This is a genomic window from Bradyrhizobium sp. LLZ17, assembly GCF_041200145.1.
In the GTDB taxonomy this organism is placed as follows: Bacteria; Pseudomonadota; Alphaproteobacteria; order Rhizobiales; family Xanthobacteraceae; genus Bradyrhizobium.
This window is the reverse complement of the sequence record NZ_CP165734.1, coordinates 4,994,303-5,009,540: the sequence shown is the minus strand read 5'-3', so window position 1 is coordinate 5,009,540 and position 15,238 is coordinate 4,994,303. Positions and strand designations below refer to the sequence as shown.

General features: G+C 65.6%; 11 protein-coding genes and 1 pseudogene. 10 read left to right on the top strand and 2 right to left on the bottom strand.

Features of this window, described 5'->3' with window-relative positions; genetic code table 11:
• Positions 1–25 precede the first annotated feature (25 nt).
• Positions 26–1,387, top strand: coding sequence for a serine protease (locus AB8Z38_RS24185; RefSeq protein WP_369720279.1), 1,362 nt, complete (start codon positions 26–28; stop codon positions 1,385–1,387).
• A 3-nt stretch (positions 1,388–1,390) separates the two neighbouring features.
• Here AB8Z38_RS24185 and ggt read toward each other — a convergent pair whose 3' ends face one another.
• The gene (gene ggt / locus AB8Z38_RS24180) at positions 1,391–3,055 is read right to left on the bottom strand and encodes a gamma-glutamyltransferase (RefSeq protein WP_369720278.1); all 1,665 of its coding nucleotides are present in this window, start codon (positions 3,053–3,055) and stop codon (positions 1,391–1,393) included.
• A gap of 239 nt (positions 3,056–3,294) precedes the next feature.
• Here ggt and AB8Z38_RS24175 point away from each other — a divergent pair, with 239 nt between their 5' ends.
• Complete coding sequence (locus AB8Z38_RS24175; RefSeq protein ID WP_369720277.1) at positions 3,295–4,035, top strand: AAA family ATPase; 741 nt, start codon at positions 3,295–3,297, stop codon at positions 4,033–4,035.
• 276 nt (positions 4,036–4,311) lie between these two features.
• Here AB8Z38_RS24175 and mutM read toward each other — a convergent pair whose 3' ends face one another.
• Positions 4,312–5,193: a bifunctional DNA-formamidopyrimidine glycosylase/DNA-(apurinic or apyrimidinic site) lyase gene (gene mutM / locus AB8Z38_RS24170; protein ID WP_369720276.1), complete on the bottom strand. Its 882-nt coding sequence runs from the start codon at positions 5,191–5,193 to the stop codon at positions 4,312–4,314.
• An 81-nt stretch (positions 5,194–5,274) separates the two neighbouring features.
• Here mutM and ubiE point away from each other — a divergent pair, with 81 nt between their 5' ends.
• The 8 genes and pseudogenes from ubiE (at position 5,275) to AB8Z38_RS24130 (ending at position 15,232) form a co-directional block, all read left to right on the top strand.
• The gene (gene ubiE / locus AB8Z38_RS24165) at positions 5,275–6,036 is read left to right on the top strand and encodes a bifunctional demethylmenaquinone methyltransferase/2-methoxy-6-polyprenyl-1,4-benzoquinol methylase UbiE (RefSeq protein ID WP_369720275.1); all 762 of its coding nucleotides are present in this window, start codon (positions 5,275–5,277) and stop codon (positions 6,034–6,036) included.
• Entirely contained in the window at positions 6,033–7,607 is a 1,575-nt protein-coding gene (gene ubiB / locus AB8Z38_RS24160; RefSeq protein ID WP_369720274.1) for a 2-polyprenylphenol 6-hydroxylase, read from the top strand. Before ubiE ends, ubiB begins: the two co-directional genes overlap by 4 nt.
• A 56-nt stretch (positions 7,608–7,663) precedes the next feature.
• Positions 7,664–9,115, top strand: coding sequence for a bifunctional phosphopantothenoylcysteine decarboxylase/phosphopantothenate--cysteine ligase CoaBC (gene coaBC / locus AB8Z38_RS24155; RefSeq protein WP_369720273.1), 1,452 nt, complete (start codon positions 7,664–7,666; stop codon positions 9,113–9,115).
• Positions 9,112–9,570, top strand: a complete 459-nt coding sequence (dut, locus tag AB8Z38_RS24150) for a dUTP diphosphatase (RefSeq protein WP_369720272.1) — start codon at positions 9,112–9,114, stop codon at positions 9,568–9,570. Before coaBC ends, dut begins: the two co-directional genes overlap by 4 nt.
• Positions 9,571–9,945: 375 nt before the next feature.
• Positions 9,946–12,462: a PAS-domain containing protein gene (locus AB8Z38_RS24145; protein WP_369720271.1), complete on the top strand. Its 2,517-nt coding sequence runs from the start codon at positions 9,946–9,948 to the stop codon at positions 12,460–12,462.
• Entirely contained in the window at positions 12,459–13,979 is a 1,521-nt protein-coding gene (tsaE, locus tag AB8Z38_RS24140) for a tRNA (adenosine(37)-N6)-threonylcarbamoyltransferase complex ATPase subunit type 1 TsaE (RefSeq protein WP_369720270.1), read from the top strand. Before AB8Z38_RS24145 ends, tsaE begins: the two co-directional genes overlap by 4 nt.
• 87 nt (positions 13,980–14,066) lie before the next feature.
• Positions 14,067–14,384 (top strand): PilZ domain-containing protein, encoded by a 318-nt coding sequence (locus AB8Z38_RS24135; RefSeq protein ID WP_369720269.1) that lies wholly within the window; start codon positions 14,067–14,069, stop codon positions 14,382–14,384.
• 124 nt (positions 14,385–14,508) lie between these two features.
• Positions 14,509–15,232 (top strand): annotated as a pseudogene (locus tag AB8Z38_RS24130) (nucleotidyltransferase family protein).
• The last annotated feature ends 6 nt before the right edge of the window (positions 15,233–15,238 follow it).

Sequence of the window (15,238 nt, the reverse complement as noted above, 5' to 3'; positions counted from 1 at the left end):
GTTCAATGGGCGGGCTGGATTTGTCATGAGATCGATGCTTGCGGCAACACTGATGTTGGCGTCTGCCACGGGCGCCAGCGCCCAAATGACGACGCCACAGCTCCCCGGCACCAAGCCGAAGGTGGTCCAGACCGTTCCGATCCGTCCTCCCGCCTTGCAGACGCCATCGGAGACGGCCGACGCCATGGCGCAGGCGGAGCGGCTGTCGCTGCAATCCGACCTCGCCTGGGTCGGCGACTATAACGGTGCCATCACCGGCGATGTCAGCGCGCGCATGGTCGATGCGATCAAGGAGTACCAGAAGAACAAGGGCGGCAAGCCGACCGGCGTGCTCAATCCGCAGGAGCGCGCCGCACTCGCCGAAACCGCGCGGCGCAAGCAGGACAGCGTCGGCTGGAAAATCGTGACGGAGATGACCAGCGGCGCGCGCCTCGGCATTCCCGGCAAGCTGGTACCGCAGCAGGCAACCGACGCCAACGGCTCGAAATGGACCTCGCCGACCGGAACGGTGCAGGTGCTGCTCAGCCGCCGCAAGGAGGCGAACCCGACCACGGCAAAGCTCGCCGAAGCAGAGAAAAAGGAGCCGGCGGGACGCAAGGTCGACTACACCGTGGTGAAGCCCGACTTCTTCGTGCTGTCGGGACTGCAGGGCCTGAAGAAGTTTTACGTGCGCGGCACCTTCAAAGGCGACGAGGTCCGCATCATGACGATCCTCTACGATCAAGCCACCGAGAACACGGTCGAGCCGGTCGTGATCGCGATGTCGAGCGCGTTCAATGCTTTCCCGTCGGGCCAGCAAGCCGGACCGGCGCCGCGCAAGACGGTCGAATACGGCACTGGCATCGTCGTCAGTGATGACGGTGCGATCGTCACGGACCGGCTCGTCACCGATGGCTGCCTCGCGCTCACGATCGCTGGCTATGGCCACGCCGATCGTCTCGCCGAGGACAAGGAGCACGATCTGGCGCTGCTGCACATCTACGGCGCGCGCGGGTTGAAGCCGCTCAACCTCCCCAGCGGCACGGCGAAGAGCAATGTCGATGTCATCGGCATCGCGGATCCGCAGAGCCAGGGCGGCGCGGCGACCATATCGAGCCTCAAGGCTGCCTTGGCATCCGCCGGCGGCGGGCATGCCGCGCTGTCGCCGCCGCCGGCCGTTGGATTCTCCGGCGGCCCTGCGATCGACGGCGACGGCAAGTTCTCCGGCGTCGTACTTTTGAAGCCGGCAATGCTTGCAGGACCTGCAACAGCGCTACCGGCATCACAGGCCGTGATGGTCTCCGCGGACACCGTGCGCGATTTCCTGAAGGCGAACGCCGTCACGGCGAACGGCACGTCGACAGATGCGAAAGCCAGCGTCGTGCGCGTGATCTGCGTGCGGAAGTAGCGATCAACTCAGCCTGAACCTAATCCCGCTCTTCGCGAGGCCGCCCGAAATCCCGACCGGCGTGCCGTCGGCGCGCCAGCAGGCGGCACCCGTCATGCTCCCGTCGTCGTCGAAGGCGATGCCATTCATGCCGCCCGCAACCGTCGCAACCGGCTGGACCTTGTGGCCGACGCTTGCGAGTCTCGTGCGCACGCTCTCCGGCACCGTCTGCTCGACCTCGAGCGCGTTGCCTTCGGTCCAGACCCGCGGCGCCTCGACGGCCTCCTGCAGGCTCATGCCATGGTCGATCAGATTGATCAGCGCCTGCATTGCGCTCGGAAAAATGCGCTTGCCGCCGGGCAGCCCCAGCGCATAGCGCAGCTTGCCGTCGCGCAAAGCCATCATCGGCGACATCGAGGTGGTGACGCGCTTGCCCGGCGCCAGCGAGAGCGCATGACCGGGTCGCGGATCGAACAGATTCATGTAATTGTTGGCGATGGCACCGAGGCCCGGGATCATGATCTTTGCGCCGAACAAATTGTTGATGGTCTGCGTGGTCGCAACCACATTTCCAAAAGAATCCGCCGCGGTCATGTGCGTGGTGTGCGCGCCTTCCAGCTGCGACACGCCGGCTCCCCAGGCTTGCGCCCGCGCCGGATCGATCGCGCGGCGGCGCTCTTCGGCATAGGCCTTCGACGTCAACCGCTCCACGGGCACGCCAACGTAATCGGGATCGCCGCTGGCCGCGGCTCGATCGGCAAAGGCGATCTTCAGGACTTCGGCGAGATAGTGAATGGTCTCCGGCGTGCCGAAGCCGAGGCCGCCGATGTCGTACCCCTCCAGAATGTTCAACATCTGCGCGATATGCACGCCCGAAGCCGCGGGCGGCGGCGGGCCAAGGATGGTCCAGCCGCGATAATCGGCGCGGATCGGCTGCCGCTCGACTGTCTTGTAGCTGGTGAGATCGTTGCGGCGGATGAAGCCGCCGGTCTTCTCCATGTAGTCGACGAGGATGTCGCCGAGTGGTCCCTCGTACAGCGCGTTGTCGCCGTGGTCGGCAATATAGCGCAGCGTCTCGGCGTACTCGGCCTGTATCACCCGCTCGCCAATCTTCAGCGGCTCGCCGTCCGGCAGGTAGATCGCCGCGATCGGCTTGTCCTTGCGCATCTCGGCGGCGCTCTCGCTGATGCATTCATGCAAATAGGGCGTGGCGGCGTAGCCGCGCGCGGCATGCTTGATCGCGGGCTGCATCACGTCGCCGAACCGGCGCAGCGTCTCGCACCAGGCTTTCAGCGAGCCCGGGGTAGCAACCGCCTTCGCGCCGTTGAGGTTCTCATTGCCGACCGTGTCGAACACGTCATGCGCCGCGCCTTGCCTGGAGGTGTAGGTGTCGTCGCGCACTGCCGAGGGCACGGTGCTCTGACCGTCGAGGAAGCGATGGCTGCCGTCGGCCAACCTGACATGGGCCATGCCACCACCGATGATGCCGACCATCATTGGCTCGACCACCGTCAGCGTGAACAAGGTCGCGATCGCGGCATCGATGGCGTTGCCGCCGGCGGCCAACATCTCGGCACCCGCGCTGGAAGCGAGAGGATGGTTGCTGACCACCATGCCGCGGCTGGAAACCGCCGGCATTTTCTGGCACTCAAACCGCGTTGCTGTCCGGTCGCGCCAGTTTCCGCTCATGCCGCTGCCCCTCTTTCATTCGCGGCAGCGAGCACATCACACGTACGACTACGGGTCCAGTAATGGTACGGATTCGCTGGCAATCCCGGTTCCGCCATCATTGTTACTGCTGATTCGGACCTCCGCGGTCCCCTTTGGATCGGGCCGGCACGTCCTGAGCGAGAACAGCTCAGCATCCCCATCGATGCACGTTCGCGTGGCGTTTTCCTGACCCAGGCACTCCAAAGGATTTATCTTCCATGCACACGATCGTACTGGCCACCCAAAAGGGTGGCAGTGGCAAAAGCACGCTCGCCATCGGCCTCGCGCTGGCAGCCAAGCAGGCCGGCTTCACTGTCCGCCTGATCGAGACCGATCCGCAGGGCACCCTGTCCAACTGGCAGCGCCGCCGCAGCACCGAGGATCTCGTGGTCGAGCCGATCTATCACGCTGCCGATATCGAGCCGCGGTTGCAGATGCTGGCCGACAGCGGCCTCCAGCTCGCGATCGTCGATACCGCGGCCGGCCTCAGCGCCACAACCACCGCGGCGATCCGCCATTCCGACCTTTGCCTGATCCCGGCCCGCCCGAGCGTCGCCGACATCGAGGCGACGACGTCGACGCTCAGCGTCGCGCGCGCCTGGAAGCGGCCCTACTGCTTCGTGCTGAACCAGACGCCGATCCGCGGCCAGCGCATCGACAACGCGGCCAACACGCTCGCCGAGGAAGCCGCGCTCGATCTCGCCGAAGTGCTCGCGCGCCCACTGATCGTGATGCGCAACGATCATCAGGACTCGCTCGCCAGCGGCCTCGCGGTGAGCGAATTCGCACCGAACGGCAAGTCCACGGAGGAAATCCGCGGCCTGTGGCACTGGATCGAGACCCGGCTGAACATCTCGGCAACCGATGTGTTGATCGACCAGGTCATCTCGGCCGCCGACGGAATGTTGCACCTCGCCGCAGAGCGCGGCGCGGACGAGACCACGACTCTGACGTCCTGAGCGGGGCGATCGCCCGGACGCCAAGTGGCTCTTCGCCGTCCGGTTGAAGAGCCTCAGCGACGAAGCAATCCGGCCACCAGCCCGGCCGGATTGCTTCGCTTCGCGTTTTTTCGGAAACTCTATCTCCGTGGTCATTGCGAGGAGCCCTTGCGACGAAGCAATCCAGACTGTTTCGTCGGAAAGATTCTGGATTGCTTCGCTGCGCTCGCAATGACGGTCGTGGTGGGCTCGTCACCCGCACAGAAGCTTATTGCCTCTCGGTTACGAGCCTGATTTTCACTTCTGACATTTCGCACACCAGAAGGTCGACCGGCCGTTCTGGGTGAAGCGCCTCACGATGCCGCCGCAGCGGGGTGTCTTGCAGGTCTCGCCTTCGCGATCGTAGACCTTGAACGAGTGCTGGAAATAGCCGAGTTCGCCGGAGGTCTGGCGATGGTCGCGCAGAGAGGAGCCGCCGGCCTTGATGGCGTCGTTCAGCACGGTGTGGATGGCGCCGACGAGCCGCTTGGCATGATCGGTCGGCTCGCCCTTTTTTGTCGACAGTGTCGCGGCGATCCGGCGCGGTGACAGGTGCGAGCGGTGCAGGGTTTCGCAGACATAGATGTTGCCGAGCCCGGCGACCACGCGTTGATCGAGCAGCGCGGCCTTCAGGCTCGTGGTCTTGCCGGCGCAGGAGCGCGCCAGCATGGCCGCATCGAATTCGTTGCCGAGCGGCTCGGGGCCGAGCCCGCGCAACAACGGCTCCTCATCGAGCGCGCTGCGCGCGATCACTTTCATGTAACCGAAGCGGCGCGGATCGTTGAAGACGATGTCGGCGCCCGATGACATCCGAAACAGCACGTGGTCATGCGTGGAGTCTTTGGCCCGCGGATAATGAAACTCGCCGGGCGCGGCGTCGTTGTCCGGCTTGATGACGCGAAACGAGCCCGACATGCCGAGATGCATCAAGAGCACGTCGCCGGAGGCGAGATCGGCCATGAGATATTTTGCACGGCGACCGAGCCCGGTGACGACCTGTCCCTGGAGCCGGGCCACGAAGTCCGGCTGGAACGGAAAGCGCAGATCGGGTCTGCGCGCCTCCGCGGCAAGGATTTTTGCACCCTCCATGACGGGCTGAAGGCCGCGGCGAACGGTCTCGACTTCGGGCAATTCAGGCATGGTCAGGCATTCACCTTATGAGGGCGGTGTGATAGCGCCATTGCGGCGGCCGCGCTATGGTCCGCCTCGTGGAGTAGAGTAATGGATCGGCCGGGCGAAACCACGCATTTTGGCTTCAGGGACGTTCCCCTGGGGGACAAGCAGACGCTGGTGAACGATGTGTTTCACAGCGTGGCGTCGCGCTATGATTTGATGAACGACCTGATGTCCGGTGGCCTGCACCGGGTCTGGAAGGACATCATGATCAACGCGCTCGATCCGCCGAGAAGCGACCGGCCGTTCGCGCTGCTCGACGTCGCCGGCGGCACCGGTGACATTTCGTTCCGGGCCGCCAAGGCGGCAGGCCCCGGCTTCCACGCTACGGTCTGCGACATCAATTCCGGGATGCTGGCGGTCGGCCGCGAGCGCGCCGCGAAGCGGCATCTCGAAACCCAGGTCGATTTCGTCGAAGGCAATGCCGAAGCGCTCGCCTTCGCCGACCGCAGCTTTGACGCATATACGATCGCTTTTGGCATTCGCAACGTGCCGCAGATCGATCTGGCGCTGCGCGAGGCCTATCGCGTGCTGAAGCCCGGCAGCCGCTTCCTGTGCCTGGAGTTCTCCACGGTCGAGATGCCCGGCCTCGACAGGCTCTATGACCTGTTCTCGTTCAAGGTGATCCCGCCGCTCGGCCGCATGGTGACTGGCGACGCCGAATCCTACCAATATCTGGTCGAATCGATCCGCAAATTTCCCAAGCCGACCGTCTTCGCCGACATGATCCGCGACGCCGGCTTCTCGCGCGTCAGCTTTCAGACGCTGACCGGCGGCATCGTCGCACTGCATTCGGGCTGGCGTTTGTGATTTCTGCCATCACCCACATTTCGCGCCTGATCCGCGCCGCGTTCGTGTTCGCGCGCGAGGGCGTGTTCGGTTCGGTCGATCCGACTCTGGTGCCGCCGCCCGGGCAGCTTGCGCTGAAACTTGCGCGCCTGATCGAACGCCGCGGCGTCAAGCAGGGACCACGGATCGCGCGCGCGCTGACGCGAATGGGTCCGGCCTATCTCAAGCTCGGACAATTTCTGGCGACGCGCCCCGACGTGGTCGGGTTCATCATGGCGCGCGACCTCGAAAGCCTTCAGGACCGGCTGCCGCCGTTTCCGCAAGCGGAAGCTGAAGCTGCCATCGCGATCTCACTGGAACGGCCGCTCAAGAACGTCTTCGCGAGCTTCGGCCCAGCGGTCGCGGCCGCCTCGATCGCGCAGGTGCACCGCGCCGAGGTCGAGCACGACGGCATCCGCAAGGCGGTCGCGGTCAAGGTGCTGCGGCCGAACGTGGCCTCGCGCTTCCGTCGCGACCTCTCCGATTTCTTCTTTGTCGCGCACAAGGCCGAGGCCTATTCGGCCGAGGCGCGCCGTTTGCGCCTCGTTGAAGTCATCAACACGATGTCGCGCTCAGTCGCAATGGAGATGGACCTTCGTTTGGAAGCCGCCGCGCTGTCGGAAATGGCGGAGAACACGCGCGACGATCCGGATTTTCGCGTGCCGGCGGTCGACTGGGACCGCACCACGCACAACGTGCTGACGATGGAGTGGATCGACGGCATCGCGCTGAATGATCACAAGCGCCTTGCAGACGCGCAGGTCGACCTGCCTGATCTCGGCCGCAAGATCATCCAGAGCTTTTTGCGCCACGCGCTACGCGACGGTTTCTTCCACGCCGACATGCATCCGGGCAATCTGTTCCTCGATGATACGGCCCGTCTCGTCGCGGTCGATTTCGGCATCATGGGCCGGCTCGGCATGAAGGAGCGGCGCTTCCTCGCGGAAATCCTGCTCGGCTTCATCACCCGCGACTATCGCCGCGTGGCGGAAGTGCATTTCGAGGCGGGTTATGTGCCGGCGCATCATTCGGTCGAGAACTTTGCACAAGCCATTCGCGCCATCGGCGAGCCGATCCACAACCGCACCGCCGAGGAGATCTCGATGGCGCGGCTGCTGACGCTGCTGCTCGAGGTCACCGGCCTGTTCGACATGACGACACGGCCCGAGCTGATCCTGCTGCAAAAGACCATGGTGGTGGTCGAGGGCGTGGCGCGTGCCTTCGATCCCAGGCTCGACATCTGGAAGGTCGCCGACCCCGTGGTGCGCGAATGGATCGAGCGCAATCTCGGACCCGTAGGCCGGATACAGGGTGCGCTGTCCGGCGGCGGCGATCTCGCGCGTGTGCTGATGCGCCTGCCCGACATTGCGCAGCGTTCGGTCGCAGTGCTCGAGCAGCTGGAGACCATGACGCGGGAGGGCCTGCGGCTGTCGCCGGAGACCATCGCGGCAATGGACCGCAGCGAGGGCCGCAAGACCCGCGCGCGCACCGTGGCGCTCTGGATCATCGCCGCGACCTTCATTGCAATCCTGTTCGCCGTCCGGAATCTGTGATTGCACTGCAATCCCGCCTTTGATAGCATCGCCATCATTTCGTGCTGGAGGGCGTCATGGCGAGCCTGACCATCCGCAAGCTCGACGAACACGTCAAAACCTATCTGCGCCTGCGTTCGGCCAAGAACCGCCGGTCGGTCGAGGAGGAGGTCCGGGTCATCCTGCGGGAGCTGATCGAGGGCCGCGAGGAGCCGTTGACGCCGTTTGCGGTGCCCCCCGAGCCATCTGCTGCACCTGCGCCGCAGCGCACCGGTGCCCTCCCCGAGGCCAGCGTTACCCTGATCATCGGCGGCGGCATCGCGGCCTACAAATCGCTCGATCTGATCCGGAGGTTGAAGGAACGCCGCATCGAGGTCCGCTGCGTGCTGACCAAGGCCGCGCAGCAATTCGTCACGCCACTGGCCGTGAGCGCGCTGTCGCATGAGCGCGTCCACACCGACCTGTTCGACCCGCAGAGCGAGTTCGATGCCGGCCATATCCGCCTCGCCCGCGACTGCGACCTGATCGTGGTGGCGCCAGCAACCGCTGACCTGATGGCCAAGATGGCGAACGGCCATGCCGACGATCTCGCCAGCGCTATCCTGCTCGCCACCAATCGCAAGATCCTGCTCGCGCCGGCGATGAACCCACTGATGTGGAACAACGCGGCGACACGGCGCAATGTCGGCTTGCTTCAGCGCGATGGCGCGGTGCTGATCGGACCCAATTCCGGCGAGATGGCGGAAGCGGGCGAAGCCGGCATCGGCCGCATGTCGGAGGCGATCGAGATCGCGGCGGCCGCCGAGCGCCTGCTGCGGCCGCCGGTGCCGCGGCCGCTCGCCGGCAAACGCGTGCTGATCACCGCGGGCCCGACCCATGAGCCGATCGATCCGGTGCGCTACATCGCCAACCGCTCCTCCGGCAAGCAGGGCTTTGCCATTGCCGCCGCCGCGCAAGCCGCGGGCGCCGAGGTGATCTTGGTGAGCGGCCCGGTCGATCTCGACGTTCCCGCTGGCGTCACGGTCAAGCACGTCGAATCGGCGCGCCAGATGCTGGAGCAGGTGCAGGCCGCGCTTCCGGCCGACATCGCGATCTTCGCCGCCGCGGTGGCCGACTGGCGCGTGGTCAACGAAGGCGAACAGAAGCTGAAGAAGACCGCGGCCGGCATGCCGCCGCTTCAGCTGGTCGAAAATCCTGACATCCTCGCCACGGTCTCGAAGCTGACCGACAAGCGCCCGCCGCTGGTGATCGGCTTTGCCGCCGAGACCGAGCACCTCATCGACAACGCCAAGACAAAGCTCGCCCGCAAGGGCTGCGATTGGATCGTCGCCAACGACGTCTCGCCGGCCACCGGCGTGATGGGCGGCGACCGCAACACCGTGCATCTCATCAGGCGCGAAAATGCTGCGAAGAACGGCGAGATCGCGGTTGATTCCTGGCCCGTGATGACCAAGGAACAAGTCGCCACCGAGCTGATCGCCCATGTCGTCAAAAGCGTGGCCGGCACATTCCTGGAGCCCGCATCTTGAGCACGAAGGTCACCGTCGAACTGCAACGCTTTGCGCATGCCGAAGGCCTGCCGCCGCCGGCCTACCAAACGGTCGAGGCCGCCGGCCTCGACCTGATGGCAGCGGTTCCGGACGGCGAGCCGGTGACGCTCGCACCCGGCCAATATTCCCTGGTGCCGACGGGCCTGGCGATCGCCTTGCCGGCCGGCCACGAGGCCCAGGTGCGACCGCGCTCGGGGCTCGCGGCCAAGCACGGCGTCACCGTGTTGAACTCGCCGGGCACGATCGACGCGGACTACCGCGGCGAGATCAAGATCATCCTGATCAATCATGGCGCTGTGCCGTTCGTGATCAAGCGCGGCGAGCGCATTGCGCAGCTGGTGATCGCGCCCGTGGTGCAGGCCGCACTGGTTCCCGTGGCCGAATTGTCGGCGACCGATCGCGGCGCCGGCGGCTTCGGCTCGACCGGGCGCTAACACCGCGGCGAGTTGGCTTCACCTCTCCCGCTTGCGGGAGAGGTCGACGCGCTCGCAGAGCGCGGCGGGTGAGGGCTTTCCCCCACACACGGAGTGCCCCATTGCGGAGACACCCTCTCCCCGGCCCTCCCCGCAAGCGAAGGAGGGAGCGGACTGGCTTCGTGGCAGGCAATCCAACGCGCCGCCGCGCAGCAATCCCGACCGAATCACCCGCAGAATTGCGTGGACTGGAACCCCGCGCCCCGCATTTTTTGGGGCCACCTTTGCGTTCACGATCTGGACTCTTACCGGTGGAGTCACGGTGAGGGTATTGTCGTTTGATTCGCGCGCGACGGGGGTCGCCGCGCGCAGATCTCGTGCGGTCTTGGGGCAACTATGTCAGACGTGATCGTGTCGATGCGTCGGACGTTGCTGTCGTGCACATCCTTGGTGCGCGACGGCCTGATCGGAAGCGCTCTCGCAGCGCTGTTGCCGGCTGCGCCGGCCAAAGCAACCGAGAAGGCCGCCGACCTCGTCGACACACTCTCGATATTGCTGGATTTCAACCGGCAGGAGCTCGCGGTGCTGGCCACCGCGCTGGCCCTGCTCGGCTTTACGGTCGTGGCCGCGATCCTGTTGATGCGCACGCGCGTGCGCACCGCAAAGAACGAGGCGGCGCTGCGCGCGCGGATCAGGGAACTGCAGTTGCAGGCCGATCGCTTCGGCGCGCTGCTGTTCGCCGAGCCGCAGGTCTTGATCTCCTGGCCGGCCGGCGACAATCGCGCGCAGATTTCGGGCGATGTCTCGATGGTGCTGCCGCGCGATTCCTCGCCCCAGCGGGTGCTTGCGTTCGGAACCTGGTTGCCGCCGGAACCGGCGCTCCAAATGGATCATGCGGTCGATGCCCTGCGCGAACGCGGTGACGGGTTCCAGCTGACGCTGACCACCGCCAACGGCCACACGCTGGAAGCGCTCGGACGTGCCATCGGCGGCCAAGCCATTGTCAGGATCCGCGAGCTCTCCGGCCTGCGCCGCGAATTGGCGGAAACCAATCTGCGCCACAAAGCGCTCTCCGACGAGACCGAGATGCTGCGTGGCTTCGCCGCCGCGGCGCCCTGGCCGATCTGGGCCAAGGGCGAGAACGGCGCGCTGACTTTCGCCAACCCGGCTTATGTGCGCGCCACCGAAGCGACCAGCGTCGGCGACGCCCAGGATCGCAAGCTCGAGCTGCTCGACAGCGCCGACCGCGCGGCGATGGAGCGGGGCCTGAAAGACGCCGCCAACTTCAACGCGCGGCTGCCGATCGTGACCGGCGGCGAGCGACGCATCTACGACGTGCGTGCGGTCAATGTGGGCAGCGGCAGCGTGGGCGTCGCGATCGACGCCAGCGAAGCGGATGCACTGAGCGCGGCGCTGGTGCGGATGGCGGAAGCGCATCGGCGCACGCTCGACCAGCTCTCATCCGGCGTAGCCGTGTTCGACGGCCAGCGCCGGCTCGCCTTCTACAATGATTCCTACCGGCGGCTGTGGGACCTTGACCGCGGCTTCCTGGATGCCAATCCCGACGATTCCAGCGTGCTCGACAAGCTCCGCGCCGCACGAAAACTGCCGGAGCAGCCGGATTTCCGCGCCTGGAAGGCCAAGCTGCACGAAGCCTATCGCGCGGTCGAGGCCGCGAAAGACACCTGGTACCTGCCCGACGGCCGCGCGCTCTCCGTCGTCACCACGCCGAATCCGGAAGGCGGCGTCACTTATCTGTTCGACGACGTTACCGAGAGCCTCGAGCTCGCCCGCCGCTTCGACGGCATGATCCGGGTTCAGCGCGAGACCCTGGACAGCCTTGCCGAAGGCGTCGCGGTGTTCGGCAGCAATGGCAAGGCGCAGCTGTTCAATCCCGCCTTCGTCCGCATGTGGAAGCTGTCGAACGATGCCATGCGCGAGGAACCGCATATCCAGACCGTCGAGGGCTGGTGCCAGCAGCTGGTCGACGATCCCGTCGTCTGGCGCCAGATCCGCGAGGCCATCACCTCGATCGAGAACCGCGCCGACGTGCCGCTGAAGCTGGAGCGTAAGGACGGCAGCGTGCTCGACGGCATGATCCGTCCGCTGCATGACGGCGCGACCATGCTGACCTTCCTGGACATCACCGACACCGAAAACGTCGAGCGCGCGCTGCGCGAGCGCAACGAGGCGCTGGAGACCGCCGACCAGATGAAGGTGGATTTCGTCCACCACGTCTCCTACGAGCTGCGCTCGCCGCTCACCACCATCATCGGCTTCGCGCATTTCCTCAGCGACCCCTCGACCGGTCCGCTAACGCCGAAGCAGGCCGAGTATCTCGACTACGTCACCAAATCGACCAACGCGCTGCTGGCCCTCACCAACAACATTCTCGATCTCGCCACCATCGACGCCGGCGCCATGAAGCTGGAACTGGGCCCGGTCGATGTCAGCAAGGCCATCGAGCTGGCCGCCGAGGGCATCCAGGACCGGCTCGCCACCGACCGCATCCGTCTCAAGATCGAAATCGCGCCCGACGTCGGCAGCTTCGTCGGCGACGAGAAGCGCGTGGTACAGGTGCTCTATAACCTGCTGGCCAACGCCGTCGGGTTTTCGCCACATGATTCGAGCATCGGCATCAGCGCCCGCCGCACCGAGCGGAGCGTGGTCTTCACTGTGACAGATTCCGGGCCTGGAATACCTGCCGACATGAAGGACAAGGTGTTCAACTGGTTCGAAAGCCGCTCGCAGGGCTCGCGTCACCGCGGCGCCGGGCTCGGGCTGTCGCTGGTGCGTTCCTTCGTCGAGCTGCATGGCGGCAAGGTGCGGGTGGATTCGATCGTGGACAGGGGCACGGTCGTGATCTGCGACTTCCCGACCGACCAGGCGGCGCAACGCGACGCCGCCGAATGACGGCGCCGGCCACATTCTCCGTCGCGCTCCACAACGAGACAGCCACCGCGCAGCTGATGGCCGATCTGGCGCTGCTAGTGGGACCGGGCGACGTCATCACGCTCACCGGCGATCTCGGCGCCGGCAAGACGGCCGCCGCGCGCGCCATGATCCGCTATCTCGCCGGCGACGACGCGCTGGAAGTGCCGAGCCCGACTTTCACGCTGGTGCAGGGCTATGAGTTGCCGCCATTCCCTGTGATGCATGCCGATCTCTATCGGGTGGAAGACGAGAGCGAGCTCGAGGAGATCGGGCTGGCGCCGCTTCCGGACGCCACGCTTGTCCTGATCGAATGGCCGGAGCGCGCGCCGTCGGCGATGCCGGGGGACCGCATCGACATTGCGCTGACGCATCGCCCGGCGCTGGGCTCGAATGCACGCGCCGCCGACATCACGGGTCACGGCAAGAGCGCAGCTCAGGTCGCGCGGCTGAAGGCGCTGCGAGAGTTCCTCGATGCCTCCGGCTACAGCGACGCGACGCGCAAGCGCATGGCGGGCGACGCCTCGACACGCTCCTATGCGCGGCTGTTGCGCGACGAGGATGTCGTCATCCTCATGAACTTTCCGCAGCGCCCCGATGGCGCGGCGCTATACAATGGAAAATCCTACAGCGCGGCGGTGCATCTCGCCGAGAACGTCAAGCCCTTCGTCGCGATCGACCAAGGCCTGCGTGCGCAGGGCATCTCAGCGCCCGCGATCCATCATTCCGATCTCGACCATGGCTTCCTGATCACGGAGGATTTCGGCAGCGAAGGCGTGATCGAAGGCGATCCGCCGCGCCCGATCACCGCGCGTTACGAAGCCGCCACCGATGTATTGGCCGCGCTGCACGGCAAGACGCTTCCGGACACGCTGCCGCTGGATGGGCAGACCTACGCCATTCCGGTCTTCGACACCGAGGCGCTGTTGACCGAAATCGGTTTGATGCCGGAATGGTATTTGCCCGATCGCAACGCGCCGCTGAGTGATGCAAAGCGCGCGGAATTCTTCGCGATGTGGCGCGAGCTGCTCAAAAAGCCGCTGGCAGCGCCGAGAACGTGGATCATCCGCGACTATCACTCGCCGAATCTGATCTGGCTTGCCGATCGCACCGGCATCGAACGCCTCGGCGTGATCGACTTCCAGGACACCGTGCTCGGACCGCAATCCTACGACGTCGTGTCGCTGCTGCAGGATGCCCGCATCGATGTCCCCGAGACCATCGAACTGACGCTGCTGTCGCGCTACATCAAGACGCGCCGTGCGGCAGATGCGAGCTTCGATCCGGCGGCCTTCGCCGAGCTCTATGCGATCATGTCGGCACAGCGGAACACGCGCCTGCTCGGCACTTTTGCACGATTGAACCGCCGCGACGGCAAGCCGCATTATCTGCGCCACCAGCCGCGGATCTGGACCTACCTTCAGCGCTCGCTGGCGCACCCTGTGCTTGCCCATCTGCGCGACTGGTATCTCGCCAACGTCCCGCCGCCCCAATCCTGATCTGGGGCCGATTTACCGACTGTTAGCCAAGGCACCGGTATTCTGGCGCCGAGGCAGCCGGGCAACTACGAGGCTGGAGCGGGGCAGATGGCGGTCAAGACGGACCAGCGCGGCAGCAGCCGGGTTATTTTCGAGCGCGGAATTGCGGCCCAGATGATGGGCATCGACGGCACCTGGCGCCGCGAATGCACCATGGAGGACGTTTCCGAGAGCGGCGCCAAGCTGACCATCGACGGCTCGGTCGAAGGCCTGCATCTGAAGGAATTCTTTCTGCTGCTGTCGTCCACCGGACTTGCCTACCGGCGCTGCGAACTTGCCTGGGTCAATGGCGACCAGATCGGCGTCAATTTCCTCAAGCTCGGCGACAAGAAGAAAAAGACGCGTTCCACATCCATCGGGGCGTAACGGCAACACCCGTCGTACAACCGTCACGCCAGGCCGCTAAGGCCCTTGGGATGCGGTGCGGCTGAGCGGGGCTCGTGCTAGGATTGCTGCGAACACGAAGTTCAGAGGTTCGAGAAAGCGAAGGATGTCCGTCACACCGACCAAAGCCATGGTGCTCGCCGCAGGATTCGGCCTGCGCATGCGTCCGCTGACGGACAAGATGCCCAAGCCCCTGGTGCCGGTGGCCGGACAACCGCTTCTCGACCACGTCCTCGACAAGCTCGGCCACGCCGGCGTAACCGAAGCCGTCGTCAACGTGCATTACTTGCCGGACCAGATCATCGACCACGTCGCGGGCCGCCAGCATCCGCGCGTGACTATCTCGGACGAGCGCGACCAGGTGCTCGGCACCGGCGGCGGCGTGGTCAAGGCCCTGCCGCTGCTCGGCGACGCGCCGTTCTTCCACGTTAATTCCGACACGCTGTGGATCGACGGCGTGCGCTCGAACCTGGCGCGGCTTGCGGAAAATTTCGACCCCGCGCGGATGGACATCCTGCTGCTGATGGCGCCGACCGCAACCAGCATCGGCTATTCCGGCCGCGGCGATTACGGCATGCTGGCCGACGGCGCGCTGCGCAAGCGCAAGGAAAAAGAGATCGTCCCGTTCGTCTATGCCGGCGCAGCGATCCTGTCGCCGTCGATCTTCACGGACGCGCCGACCGGCGAGTTCTCGCTCACCAAGATGTTCGACCGCGCCAACGAGCAGGAGCGCCTGTTCGGCCTGCGGCTGGACGGCGTCTGGATGCATGTCGGCACCCCCCGATGCCGTGCAGGCGGCGGAAGAGGCGTTTCTGGAGAGCGTAGCGTAGGGCTGT